15 protein-coding genes and 1 pseudogene are annotated in these 12,670 nt (G+C 56.1%); all 16 read left to right on the top strand.

Features of this window, described 5'->3' with window-relative positions; genetic code table 11:
• The first annotated feature begins 85 nt into the window (after positions 1-85).
• The 16 genes and pseudogenes from SGBXF1_RS18730 to SGBXF1_RS23885 all read left to right on the top strand — a co-directional run bounded on the left by SGBXF1_RS18730 (position 86) and on the right by SGBXF1_RS23885 (position 12,667).
• Positions 86-538 carry a head completion/stabilization protein gene (locus tag SGBXF1_RS18730; RefSeq protein WP_186427344.1) on the top strand — a complete coding sequence of 151 codons (453 nt, stop codon included), beginning with the start codon at positions 86-88 and terminating at the stop codon, positions 536-538.
• Entirely contained in the window at positions 535-1,038 is a 504-nt protein-coding gene (locus tag SGBXF1_RS18725) for a phage tail protein (protein WP_186427343.1), read from the top strand. The genes SGBXF1_RS18730 and SGBXF1_RS18725 overlap by 4 nt, the downstream gene beginning before the upstream one ends.
• Positions 1,035-1,745, top strand: a complete 711-nt coding sequence (locus SGBXF1_RS18720; RefSeq protein ID WP_186427342.1) for a hypothetical protein — start codon at positions 1,035-1,037, stop codon at positions 1,743-1,745. The genes SGBXF1_RS18725 and SGBXF1_RS18720 overlap by 4 nt, the downstream gene beginning before the upstream one ends.
• Complete coding sequence (locus SGBXF1_RS18715) at positions 1,742-2,866, top strand: DUF2586 domain-containing protein (protein WP_186427341.1); 1,125 nt, start codon at positions 1,742-1,744, stop codon at positions 2,864-2,866. The genes SGBXF1_RS18720 and SGBXF1_RS18715 overlap by 4 nt, the downstream gene beginning before the upstream one ends.
• Positions 2,863-3,318: a DUF2597 family protein gene (locus tag SGBXF1_RS18710; RefSeq protein WP_049232568.1), complete on the top strand. Its 456-nt coding sequence runs from the start codon at positions 2,863-2,865 to the stop codon at positions 3,316-3,318. The genes SGBXF1_RS18715 and SGBXF1_RS18710 overlap by 4 nt, the downstream gene beginning before the upstream one ends.
• A gap of 9 nt (positions 3,319-3,327) precedes the next feature.
• Positions 3,328-3,630, top strand: a complete 303-nt coding sequence (locus SGBXF1_RS18705; protein ID WP_116689923.1) for a phage holin family protein — start codon at positions 3,328-3,330, stop codon at positions 3,628-3,630.
• Positions 3,617-3,958, top strand: coding sequence for a M15 family metallopeptidase (locus SGBXF1_RS18700; protein WP_116689924.1), 342 nt, complete (start codon positions 3,617-3,619; stop codon positions 3,956-3,958). The genes SGBXF1_RS18705 and SGBXF1_RS18700 overlap by 14 nt, the downstream gene beginning before the upstream one ends.
• Positions 3,958-4,302, top strand: a complete 345-nt coding sequence (locus SGBXF1_RS18695) for a hypothetical protein (RefSeq protein WP_186427340.1) — start codon at positions 3,958-3,960, stop codon at positions 4,300-4,302. Before SGBXF1_RS18700 ends, SGBXF1_RS18695 begins: the two co-directional genes overlap by 1 nt.
• Positions 4,303-4,449: 147 nt before the next feature.
• Positions 4,450-4,719: a putative phage tail assembly chaperone gene (locus tag SGBXF1_RS18690; protein ID WP_060437402.1), complete on the top strand. Its 270-nt coding sequence runs from the start codon at positions 4,450-4,452 to the stop codon at positions 4,717-4,719.
• 8 nt (positions 4,720-4,727) lie between these two features.
• Entirely contained in the window at positions 4,728-4,907 is a 180-nt protein-coding gene (locus SGBXF1_RS24050; protein WP_420329907.1) for a DUF6890 family protein, read from the top strand.
• Positions 4,907-7,438 carry a phage tail tape measure protein gene (locus tag SGBXF1_RS18685; protein ID WP_186427339.1) on the top strand — a complete coding sequence of 844 codons (2,532 nt, stop codon included), beginning with the start codon at positions 4,907-4,909 and terminating at the stop codon, positions 7,436-7,438. The genes SGBXF1_RS24050 and SGBXF1_RS18685 overlap by 1 nt, the downstream gene beginning before the upstream one ends.
• Positions 7,438-7,785 carry a DUF2590 family protein gene (locus SGBXF1_RS18680; protein WP_186427338.1) on the top strand — a complete coding sequence of 116 codons (348 nt, stop codon included), beginning with the start codon at positions 7,438-7,440 and terminating at the stop codon, positions 7,783-7,785. The genes SGBXF1_RS18685 and SGBXF1_RS18680 overlap by 1 nt, the downstream gene beginning before the upstream one ends.
• Positions 7,763-8,947, top strand: coding sequence for a baseplate J/gp47 family protein (locus tag SGBXF1_RS18675; protein ID WP_186427337.1), 1,185 nt, complete (start codon positions 7,763-7,765; stop codon positions 8,945-8,947). Before SGBXF1_RS18680 ends, SGBXF1_RS18675 begins: the two co-directional genes overlap by 23 nt.
• Entirely contained in the window at positions 8,940-9,545 is a 606-nt protein-coding gene (locus SGBXF1_RS18670) for a phage tail protein (protein ID WP_186427336.1), read from the top strand. Before SGBXF1_RS18675 ends, SGBXF1_RS18670 begins: the two co-directional genes overlap by 8 nt.
• A 5-nt stretch (positions 9,546-9,550) precedes the next feature.
• Positions 9,551-10,492: pseudogene (locus SGBXF1_RS23890) on the top strand (phage tail-collar fiber domain-containing protein); the annotation flags it as partial.
• A 36-nt stretch (positions 10,493-10,528) separates the two neighbouring features.
• A complete protein-coding gene (locus SGBXF1_RS23885; RefSeq protein ID WP_337590045.1) occupies positions 10,529-12,667 on the top strand; it encodes a tail fiber protein in 2,139 nt (712 codons plus the stop codon).
• Positions 12,668-12,670 lie beyond the last annotated feature (3 nt).

Below are 12,670 nucleotides of genomic sequence, written 5' to 3'. Positions count from 1 at the left end.
CCAAAGCGGGCGCGGTGGAGGCAAGGCACTACGGTGCGATGTGCTATGGAAACCGGTCTGCCCGCTTTTTTTCGGAGTAACAACGATGTTTAACGGCAAAGCCACGGATTACCAGGATGCGACGTTAACCAATAACGGATTTTGGCCGGATTTGAATCTGGCGGACTTCCAGGAACGGCGCAGCATTCCACCCGATATTGATGCGGACACCCTGGGCGCGGCCCTGGTGGCCAGCGTAGCGGAAATTAATCTCGACCTGGCCAAGCTGGCAGGCCAGCTACAGGCGAAAGGTTATACCCAGGCCAGCGCCGTGCCAGGGGTGAAGATTGGCGACAAAACCGCGCTGATCGCGCAGTACGAAAAAGCGGTATTCGCCAGGGCAAAGGCGGATTTATTGGGGGAGTATTCGACGCAGTTTAGCCGGGCACCCAGTGCCGGCCAGGAAAACCCGGAAACACGCAGCCGGCTGCTGGCGGAAGCCGCCACGGTGCTGCGCAATATGAAGGGGGCGCGGCGTTCATCGGCGCGGCTGGTATGAGCAAGTTAGAGACGCTAACCGCGTTTATCCAGGCCAATTTGCCGCCGCGCGTGGCCAACCTGGAATTTAACAGCGACATGGAAGAGGTGAGCTTTATCAATGCGCAGCGTGATATGGGACTGAACCAGTACCAAATGGCGGTGATGCAGTATGAAGCGGTGTTGTCCTGGGGGCGTTTCCCTTATCGCCAATTTGACCCGCGTTACCTGTGTGCGCTGTTGCTGGCCTGGTTGATTGAGAATGCCGACGAGGGGTTGATTGAGCAGGGGTTTGAACAGTCTATGCCGGAGCTGGCGATTGTGGTCACGGACGATAAAACCGCGTTGGTTGAGGTGGTTATCAAGATGGCGGAGCCGCTGACGCTGATCCAGGACGAACAGGGGCTAATCCCCTTTGATGGGAAGCGCTGGCAGTTGGCAGACCCCGAAATCTGGTGGGCACTGGAAGGGCATGTTTATGGCGTGGGTAGCACCGGCGCGCCAATCGGTAAAACGCCGTGATCATCAATGGCGAACTGAGCCGCACACAGTTGCGGGAAATGCGCAAAGAGCTGGCCAAGTTGGAGTTACCCAAGGCCAAGCGCCAGCGCCTGCTATGGCGCATGGCCAAGTACGGGGTGATCGCCGCAGCTAAACGCAATGTGCGTAATCAGCAACAGCCGGATGGCACCCCCTGGGAAGGGCGTAAAACCCGGCGACGGGGCAAGATGCTGCGCAATATGCCCAATCTGCTGCACATCCGTGAAATGCCAGAGCAGGAGGCAGTGAGGCTTTACCTCCAGGGCGGCGGATACCTCAACGGCAACAAAGACGTACCGGCAGGCGTGGTGGGGTTTGCGCAATCGGCAGGCATGAAAGTTTCCGTTAAGCGGGAGCAGGTGGCCGGCAAGAAAAACACCACTGAGCGGCAAGCCACGCTGCGGCAGGCTAAAAAGCTGCGCGCGTTGGGTTACCAGGTGAAGCGCGGCAAGCGCTGGCGTAAGCCACCGCTCAAGGAAATTGTAGGAAATATGTCATTCGCGCAGGCCGGCTTGCTGATCCGCAAGTTGAGTGGCAAGGCGGCCAAAACGGCCTGGACGGTGGATTTACCGTCCCGCCCGTTCCTGGGCATGAGTGACGCGGATTTTAACAACGCGTTGGCGCGTCAACTCCAGGCCATTGGGTTTGGTTGGAATGTGAAAGCGCAGGATATGAAGGGGAAACTATGAGTTGGCCAATTATTCAGGTTAACCAGGTCAACCGGCACCAGGGCGAAACCAAAGACATTGAGCGCGTATTGCTGTTTGTCGGTGCCGGCAAAACCAACATTGGCAAAACGTTGCCGGTGAATACGCAAACCGATCTGGATGTGCTGTTGGGGGCGGGGGATTCGGTACTTAAAAGCAACCTCAAAGCCGCCATGTTGAACGCGGGGCAAAACTGGTTTGCTTATGTGCATGTGCTGGCGGAAGCCGATGCCGCCAAGAACTGGCCGGCGGCGGTGTTGTCCGCGCAGCGTGTGGCGAGCTTTGAGGGCATTGTTAACCTGGTGCCGGCTACGCTCGATGTGGTGAAACAGGCGCAGAGCCTGCGGGCGGAGATTATCGCCAAGTTTGGCCGCTGGCAGTGGTTCATTCTATCTGTAGAAGCGCTGCAAAAGGGCGAGGGCTGGCCCGAGTATGTGGGCCGCATCAACGACCTGCAAAAAGGCGTGGCTGAGCCGGCTATTCAATTGGTGCCGCGTTTGTGGGGCAATGAGCCGGGTGTGTTGGCGGGCCGCCTGTGTAATCGCGCCGTGACGATTGCCGATAGCCCGGCCCGTGTGGCCACCGGGGCATTAGTCGAGATGGGCAGCACGGCCACGCCGGTGGACGGTTCCGGGGAAGTGCTGGAGTTGGCGACGCTCCAGGCGTTGGAGGCAAACCGTTTTAGTGTGCCGATGTGGTATCCCGATTATGACGGCCTTTACTGGTCTGACGGGCGCACCCTGGATGTAGAGGGCGGCGACTTCCAAGCGGTGGAAAGCCTGCGCGTGGTGGATAAGGCGGCCCGACGTGTGCGGCTGTTGGCAATCCCTAAGATTGCCGATCGGTCATTGAACAGCACCCCAACCAGTATTGCAGCGCATCAGCAGTATTTTGCCAGGACGCTGCGGGAAATGGCACGCAGTACGCAGATTAATGGCGTGACGTTCCCCGGTGAAGTCAAAGCGCCGCTGGATGGGGATGTGCAAATTACCTGGCGCACATCCACCAAAGTGGAGATTTACCTGGTGATCCGTACCTATGAATGCCCGAAAGGCATCACGGTTAGCCTGATGTTGGATAACTCGCTGGAGGGCGCAGCATGACCAAAAGGATTTCTGGCCAGTCGGTTGATTTCAATATGGACGGTGATTTAGTCCATGCGGAAAAAGTGAGCCTGAGCATTACCGACAACACCGCCGCAGCACAAACCCAGGGGGTGCCCGATGGTTGGGTAGCGGGTGACGTGGCGGCTGAGGGGGAAATGGAGTTAAGCACCAAATCCCTGGCCCAGGTTACCGCCAAGGCGCGGGCCGCCGGCAGTTGGCGCGGTATCCCGCCGATTGATCTGATGTGGTACGCCAAGGCCGGCGGGGAAGAGCTGAAAGTCGAGGCATTCGGCTGCAAGTTGATTCTGAGTGACATTCTGGATGTTGACCCAAAGGGCGGCAGCATCATGACGCACAAGATTAAGTTTGTGGTGACAGACGCCGACTTTGTACGCCTGGGCGGCATTCCTTACCTGGAATCTGAATTAACGCAGAACCTGATCGGGTAAGGGTGCCAGATGCAAGAGCATGAAAAAACGTTCTGGAGCCTGTTGTTATTGGGCGCGCTGATTGCTGTTGGCAAGGTGTTAAGCAGTGATGAGCCGATCACTCCGCGCTTGTTTATCGGTCGGGTGATCCTGGGAACGGGCACGGCGATGGTGGCGGGGGCGGCACTGATTTGGGTGCCAGGTTTGCCCACCATTGGCGTGGTGGGACTGGGGGCCGCCCTGGGCATTATTGGCCACCAGGTTGTTGAGTTGTGGCTTAAGCGCAAGGGCAGCAGCTTATTAGCGGGGAAGATGAAAGATGACGTTAAGTGAAAAACAGCAGTTATTTACCGCCTGGATTGGCCAACTGATCACTTGGGCCGGCGATCACGGTTACCGGCTGACGTTCGGCGAAGCTTACCGCACGCCAGAGCAGGCCGCCCGCAACGCCAAAACCGGCGCAGGTATCGCCAACAGCCTGCACACGCAGCGCCTTGCGGTGGATTTTAACCTGTTCATTAACGGCGTGTACCAAACCAACACCGAGGCGTATTTGCCGCTGGGTGAGTATTGGGAAAGCCTGGGCGGTTCCTGGGGGGGACGCTTTAAAAGTCGCCCGGACGGTAACCACTTTAGCCTGGAACATAACGGGGTACGCTGATGGCCAGGGGGGCATGGTTGGGCCTGCTGGCCCTGGTGGCCAGCTTTGCCGGCGGTTGGCAGGCAAGCGAGTGGCACCGGGATAGTCTGGCGCTGGCCATTGACCAGGCCGCCCAGCGGGCCGGGGAAGTCTTCCGCCAGGAGTCGGAAGCGGTAGCCAGTCATTCCGCCAGGCAGTTGGAAAACAAAATAGAGGCGTTGCGTGATGCTCAACCGAAAGAGATCCGCACCGAAGTGGTTAAGCCGGTATTTACTAACGTGTGCGTGTCTGACGAATTTATCCGGCTGTATAACGACGCCACCGATAAAGCCGAACGTGCCATTTCAGGAAAGTTTACTCGTTAAATGCCCGGAGCAATTACCCAGGGTAAACGGGGTAACCGGAAAAGACCTTAGCGAGCCGTTATTAACGTATTTAGATATTTATCCGCTGTGCGCCGCACGGCATAACCAATTAGTTGATGAAATTAACCAGCGTAAGGAATTAAAAAAATGAGCAAAGAAGAAACCAAAGTTATCTTGACTATCCAGGGCAAAGACTTGGCCTTTGAGCCAAACACTACAGCCTATAACAGCCTGATTAATGATATGGCGATGGATAATAAAGTTGCGCCGCACGTCACCTATTTGCGCCGCGTTGTGGTTGCGGAAAGTAAAGCCGCACTGGACGAACTGCTTAAACTGCCAGGCGCAGCATTGCAAATCGCGGAAGCAGTAAATGCGAAATATGCGCCGAAACTGGAAATTGAAGTAAAAAACTAACCAACCGGCTGCGGGCTATCGATAACAACTTTATTGAACAGGCATTAACGCTGCGGCGTTATTACCTGCCTGCTGAAAATGATAGCACCGAGAATTTAGCCCGCGCCATTTGGCTGGATAACCGGCATTGGGAATATACGCGAGTGGCCACCGCAAACGGCATTTCTTTGGCATTTAAAGGCGAATAATGAAACAGCTAGATTTTACCCTGAGCCTGATCGACAAACTGACGCGGCCCCTGAAACAGGCCCAGGCATCGGTTACCGGCTTTGCGGAAAAATCGCAAGCGGCCTTTGGCAAGATTGCCGTGGGCGGGGCAGGGTTGGTGGGGGTTGGCTTGTCAATTAAGGGCGCATTAGGCCCGGCGATTGAGATAACCGACGCCCTGAACGCGGCGGCTACCAAGGGCATTGATGAAACCACCTTGCAGAAGGTGGCCGGGGATGCGCTGGCTTTCAGCGCGAAATACGGCAAATCGTCGGTGGACTTTATCAACTCCACCGAAGCGATCCGCAGCCAGGTGGGATTGCTGACCAACCAGGAGTTGCCGGCGTTTGTGGTGGCCACCAATACCCTGGCGGCGGCCACCAAGGCCAGCGGCACCGAGGCAGCGGAGTACATGGGCAGCATGTACAACAAATTCAGCACCTATGCCGAGAAAATCGGGCGTGTTGAGTTTGCCGAGCAGGTCGCCAGTAAAACGGCCTACATGGTCAAGGCCTTTGGCACCAACATGCAAGCCATGTCTGACCTGATGGAAGGGGCCAGGGGCGTGGGGGCTAACTACGGTGTGGGTATTGATGAGCAGTTTGCCGTAATGGGGCAACTGGAACGCACATTGGGATCGGAAGCCAGCAGCGTTTACGAGTCGTTTTATCAGACGGCCCAGGACGGGGCCAAAAAGCTGGGGATGAGCTTTGTTAATGCCACGGGCGGCATGGTCAGTTTGCCGGAAATGCTGGAAAAATTACAAACGCGTTACGGCGCAAGCATTGAGGGCAATCTCAAAGCGCAAGCGGCCCTGGACGATGCCTTTGGTGATTCGTCGGTACTGATTAAGCAGCTTTACGGCAACGTTGATTTGCTGAAACGCCACATTAACGAGCTGGGAAGCAGTGACGGGATGAAGCGCGCCACGGAAATGGCGGAGCGCATGACTAACCCTTGGGAACGCCTTACCGCTATCTGGTATTCCATCCGGGCGGCGATGGGGTTAACGCTGTTGCCGGTGCTCTATCCGCTGATTAACAAAATGGCGGACGCGGGGCAAACCCTGGTGCGCTGGTTAAAGTTATTCCCCAACCTGGCGCGGGCCATTGGCCTGGCGGTGCTGGCGTTCTTAAGCCTGGCGGCAGCGGGGGCAATAGCGAACCTGGCGATCGGCGTTCACATGTTCTTGATGATGGGGTTACGCAGCATATTGGGGCCGGTGGCCAAGCTGTTGGGCCTGAACCGCCTGGCCATGCTGGCCGGTGGTGCGGCTACGGCGGTGTTTAACCGTGGTCTGGTGATGCTGCGCGCTGGCCTGTTGGCCGCCTCGATTGCCGCCCGTACCGGTGCGGTGTCGTTCCTGCTGATGAGCTGGCCGATCGCGCTGTTGGTGGCTGCTATCGGTGCCGTGGTAGCGGCAGTGTGGGCATTTTGGGGGCCGATTAAGGCGTTTGTGTCCGGTTTTATTGCGGGTTTTAAAGAGGCCGCCGGCGCGTTGTCCCCCTTTGCCGGTGCGTTTGACCTGGTGAAACGGGCAGCGGCTGGAGTATGGGGCGCGATTCAAGCGGTGTTTAACTGGTTCGTCCGTCTGCTAACCCCTGTCCAGAGCACGGCGGCAGAGTTGCAAGGCGTCACCAGTGCCGGCCAGGCGTGCGGCCAGATTGTTGCCGGCGCAATAGGTTTACTGCTGTCGCCGATTGAACTGGTGATTACTACCGTGGGCCATTTGTTTGACGCATTCGGCATCGTAAAACAAGGCTGGCTGGACGTGGTGGCCGCGTTTGATCCGTCATCGCCTATCGCGTCGTTTATGAAGATTGGCAGTGTGGTAGCGGGTGTGTTTACCAAGCTGTGGGGCGTGTTCCGGTCTGCGTTTGCCGATACCTACAACTGGATCATCGACAAAATCAACATGCTGCCGGGCGTCAGTATTGACCCCATGCATGTGGATGTGGTGCCGACGGTGACCGAACCCCAGGGAATGGTAAACATGCCGCCGGTGACGGTGCCGGCGATTGATGCGGGCGCGTTGCCCACCGGCCTGGCCACGCTGGAGGGTAGCAACGCATTACCGGCAGCGGCCCAGGCTGCGGCAGTGGCCCCGGTGGCTGTGCCACAACCTGCGCCGGCGCTGATGCCGGCAGGAAGCGCACGGAAAACCCTGCTCCAGGATGTGAGCGATCCTATCGTGGTGCCCAGGGCAATGCAGGGAACGGCAGCAACACCCGCGCCCGCTGTGCCGGCGGTCAAGGTGCCGCAGCCACCGCCGCAACAGGTGCAGGTGCTGGCCCAGGTGCAAGCCGAGAAAAGCGCACCGCCTCCGCCCGCGCCGAGTATGTTACTGAGCGGCGGCAAGCTAAAAGGGATTGGCCCCGGTGGGATTAATAAAGAAATTAATAACAACAGTCGAACCGTTACGGATAACCGTAAAAATATTGAGAACGTCCATATTAATGTTAAGCAGGGCATGACGCCTGAACAGCTAATGGAATGGCAGGAATTAAGTTAATGAATCAACCCCTTTATATTGACCTGCTAATAGAAAATGGCGATTTCTCGCTTAATACAGGCCGGGAGCCGGTGTTATGTAATAACCGGGTAAGCATTGGCCAAGATTGCGTCCACGCTATTTTAGAAAGTGGCTTAGTCACGCAATTAGTGGCGGAAAGAAGCCCGACACTACGCGCCGATGTGATTATGCAAATCGTATTGTTGTTAGAAGATGATGAGCGAATTGTTCCAGGCACCGTCGTTATTAGCGAGGAAACGTTAAAGCGATTGTGGGTGACGGCAGAAACGTATGATTTCGGCAAGGTGGAGGCCAGCGTTAATTATGACGACGAAACCGCAAGTTGATTATGAAAAAGCCTTAACAGAAAGCGGAATGCCCATTACCCAGGACGAAGTTAATTCAAAATTTAACGCATTGGTGACCGCCGAAGGGTTAATAACCAACACCTCCAAAATGTCACCGTTCTGGCGACTTATCCAGGCGATTATTACCGCCCCGGTGATGTGGTTAAAGGATGTATTGGTGTCGGTGGTGATGGCCAACATGTATTTGGCCACTGCCGGCGGCACCTGGCTGGAAATGTTCGCCTGGGGCGTCAACGTGAAGCGCAAGCCGGCGACGGCGGCGGAGGGGGTTTTTCGGTTCGACAAGGAAAACGCCGGCGTGATGGTCACGATCCCCGCTGGCACGGTGGTGCAAACAGAACGGCTTAACGGCCATGTGTACAGCGTGGCCGTGGTGAAGGAAACGACGTTAGCCGCCGGCATTGCGGGCGGACTGGTACCGGTGAAGGCGACCGCGCCAGGTGGTGCACATAACCTGGCCCCAGGGTATTACCGGATTTTACCGCAGGCGGTGCCAGGTATTGTGCGGGTGGAAAACCAGGAAGGGTGGTTATCGGTGCCCGGTGCTGACCAGGAATCTGACGACGATTTACGGGACAGGGCGCGCAACCAATACAACCTGGCGGGAAATTATCACACGGATGCGGTTTACCGCAGCATGATCGCCAGCGTGGCCGGGCTGAGTATTGACCGCATTTTCTTTCAGCATGATGCGCCGCGCGGGCCGGGAACGGCAAACGCCTATCTGTTGTTGGATTCAGGCATAGCCTCGCAGCCGTTTATTAGCGCGGTCAATGATTACATCACCAATAAAGGGAACCACGGCCACGGCGATGATATGCAGTGTTTTGCCATGCCGGAAACCCAACACGATTTGACCGTCACGCTCTATCTGGAAAACACGGCCAACTTTACGGCGGACGCGCTGGCCACGCTTAAGCAGAGCAGCGAAACCCTGATCCGTTGCGCGTTCCGGCAAAACGCGGAGTACGACGTAAAGAAAACCTGGCCGTATGCGCGTTTCTCGTTTTCCAACCTGGCCAGGGAGTTACACCGGGCTTTCCCTGAGCTGGAATCTATCGCGTTTTCCCTGGGCGATATTGTTAGCGAGCTGAATGTGCCGCGATTGAAAACCTTAAAACTGGGGGTAGCCGATGCCTGATTTTAAAGAACGCCTGGCGGGGATGCGGTTGCCGTCCTGGATGAATCGTGGGGAGCCGGCCAAGCTGCTGCGCGCCTGCCGCAATTTCTGGTTGTGGGTGTATGGCTGGCTGACCTGGCCGTTGAAACAGCTTGATGCGGTCACCTGTGCGGTGCCGCTGCTCCAGGTGCTGGCGTACCAGCGCGATATTACCCGTTTTAACGGGGAGCCGCTGGAGCTATTCCGCAAGCGGGTGCAGTACGCCTTTATCAATGCCCGCGATGCGGGATCGGTGGCCGGCTTTATCGCCATTTTTGAACGTCTGGGCGTGGGCTATGTGGAAATCCTAGAGCGCCAACCGGGCATTGATTGGGACGTGATAAGCGTTCGTGTGACGGATGGCCAGGTTGCCAGTAATCCCGACCTGCTGATGCAGATCATCCGGCAATATGGCCGCACCTGTCGCCGCTATCGATTTGAAGTCATTAACAATTCCGTCCTGCAATTACGAGCTGGCTGGGCGGGATGTGAGTATGTGTGTTACAGCGCCGCCAGCGCGGTGGCCAGCACCAATAACCAACATTCCGCCACTGTGGCGAGCGCATCACTTAAGGGGTAGTCAACATGTCACAAACCGCGATCACCTTTGCCTTTGAGCAATGGAAAGCAAAAGAAGCCGTGAACGGCTCCCGCGTGGTGTTGGATGAATTTGTTTTAGCTAACGTGCCGGGCCTTGATGCCAGCAAGCCAATCGACCGCAAAGAAGGGATGCCGGCAGCGGGCCAGATTGTGCACCGCCAGGCCGTCAACAAAACCGGCGTCGTGAACAATAACGCCGTGGTGTATTCGGTCACCCTGGGCACTGAGGTGGGCGACTTCGATTTTAACTGGATCGGCCTGGTGAATAAGGCCACCAACACGGTGGCGATGATTGTTCATGCGCCGATGCAGCGCAAAGTGGCCAACCGCGCAGGCCAGCAGGGGAACGCGATCACCCGTTCCTTTGTGATGGAGTATGACGGCGCAGCCAAAGAGACGGCAATCACCACGCCGGCAGAAACCTGGCAGATTGACTTCACCGCCCGCCTGGGCGGCATTGATGAAATGCAGCGCCTGATTAACCGTGACCACTACGGTGCCGGCGCATTCTTTGGTAATGGGTTCCTGGTGGCCAAAGCCGGCGCGCAATATTTTGTGACGGCGGGCACCGGCTATGTAGGCGGGCTGCGTGCGGTGTTGGCGGCAAACCAAAACATCACAGTGACAACAAAGCCTATCAAGGTCTGGGCCGACGTGAGCTTACAGGGCAATGTGGTTAGTCAATGGGCTGGCGCTGTGAAATTTACCGTTTCGGCCAATGCTACGGATTACACGGATAACGCCGGTTTTAAGCACTATGTGTTTGCGGTGGCCAGCATCGATGCCGCCGGCAACATTACCGACTTGCGCCCAAAAGGTTCACTGTCCGACCAGGCCGGCAATGATGCCTATTTGCGTAAGGACGATAACCTGGCGTCGCTGAAAGATAAGGCGAAAAGCCGGGGTAGCCTGGGATTGGGCAGCGCGGCCACGCGTAACGTGGGTGTAGCCGGCGGTCAACTGATGGAGGTCGGGGCATTTGGCCTGGGCATGGGTTCCCGTCATCGGGATGATGCTTATTGTAATCAGGGGGAAATTTACCGGGTTAATAACACCTCATCTAACGCACCAGGTAACGGGGTCTATGGGGTACTTTCTTTGCCATGTGATGGCGGCCCTTCTACCGGATACGTGGGTGTTTCTAACAGCGGTGCGGGCTTCTTAGGTGGTTCAAATGCCACAAACGGGGTTAGGTGGTCACGTATTTACACCACGGACTACAAGCCAACGGCGCAAGACGTGGACACCGTATCCGCTACCCAGGGCGGCACGTTCCAAAAGGAGATCCAGGCATCTGGCGGTGTGATGGTGGCCAACAGTTGGAAAGCTAAGCCAGGTGGCCTTTTCCCAGGGAACGGGGACGGGGCCAGCTATGAAACCTGCAATGTGGATATACAAAGCTGGTATGGCCTGGGCTTTTATAACACTTGCAAGGGGGAAGGCGTCCAGGGCCGCACAGCATTTTTGAATGTGCGTACCGGCTCATTTTCGGCCAAGGGGCGGATCACCGGCGCATCCGTGTGGGATGGCAGTGCCCGCGTTTATTCCCCCGCCAATAAGCCCACGGCGGCGGACGTTGGAGCGTTAACCGATGCCCAGGCCGCGCAAAAATATGCCCTGCGCTCTATTCGTGTAAACGGTAAGGCGCTGACCGGCGATGTTAACTTGGTTGCATCGGATGTGAATGCCTGGAACAAGACCGAAGCGGACGGACGCTATGTAAAACTTGCGGGCGACAAGATGAAGGGCCGGTTAGAGATTGACGGTTCAACGGTATTGCCAATGCAGCCGTTGCGCGCCGCTACAGACTCACCCACGTTATGGAAGCAGGGCATCAGCCTGTCAACGCTGGAGTTTGACGATCCGAACATCAAAGGCTATCCGTCGAAACCTTATTCTACACTGGTGAATTTCAGTGCAAACGAGTATCGGGGTTTCCAGTTATTGGCGGAAAAAACCAGCAATAGCTTTTGGCTGCGTGCTACCGATACGGGGAAATATTCGGATTTTGTGAGCCTGTACCACACCGGAAATAAACCCTCCGCGTCAGATGTGCAGGCCGCTGATGTACGAAATAGCTTTGCCGCACGAATGGGGGTTGCCCGCGTTTTGACGGGCGCTAATGCGCCAACGTCGCCGGGGGTGTGGAGTGTCGAAAATAGTTCCTGGGCCGGCGTGCCGTGGGGTTCTGTTTTGTGCACGACTAACATGAATGACCTTTCCGCCACTTCAGGAAACGGAAAGTTTCAGCATTATTTGCAGATGTCTCATGAGGCGGGTGGAAAAGCTGGCATCCGTGTAGCTGCCAATATAAACGGCACTTTTAGCGGCTGGGATCGGGTAATGATGGCCAGCGGGGGCAGCTTCACCGGCCCGGTATCGTCCAGCAGTTCTATCTCTGCTTCGTCATTAACCGCCACTTATCACAGCACCCCCTCTGGCGCGCCTCCAGAGGGGAGTGGAACTTTTGCATCGCAACTTGATACGAAAGCCCCTTTCTATCAGGAAAATTATAACTGGGATGTTGTCGAAGGTGGCCGCTATGTCCCGTTGATTAAAGGCAAGAGCACCCGGAAGGGGCAAGGTTACCCAACTGCCGTAAGTTTTGGGTATCTAATGGATGGATCAGGCAGTTTTGCTAAACCTTGTATTCATGTGCGAGGAGATAACAACGCTGAGGCTACCTGGCGATTTGACCCTAATAACAAGCAATTTATTGCGCCAGGTAATCTGAACGCCGGGGAGGCCGTCTATCAGAATGACGGCAACGTTAAAGGCGCTATCTGGGGTGGGTATCTTAGTACCTGGCTGAACAATCAATTAAATGCGCGTGATAACAATATCAATAACCGCGTGGATTGGGGCACATACAATCGTGATGTTGGTGCGCGGGCAACCATAGATTGGGTTAACCAAAACTTTATTCAAAACGTCAGATACAGCGCAGAAGCGCAGCACGGTGCAACAGGTGTTTACACCTATCACGACAACACTGTTTTAACGGGTTTCGATAACAGAGACGGCGACTATTCGGCTGAGTCCCTGTTTTGGAGCTATATCCAGATTTATAAAAATGGCCAATGGATCACGATAGGGCGATAAACC

Source organism: Serratia grimesii (assembly GCF_900186025.1).
Classification (GTDB): domain Bacteria; phylum Pseudomonadota; class Gammaproteobacteria; order Enterobacterales; family Enterobacteriaceae; genus Serratia; species Serratia grimesii.
This window is presented reverse-complemented; position numbering and strand designations above follow the sequence as displayed.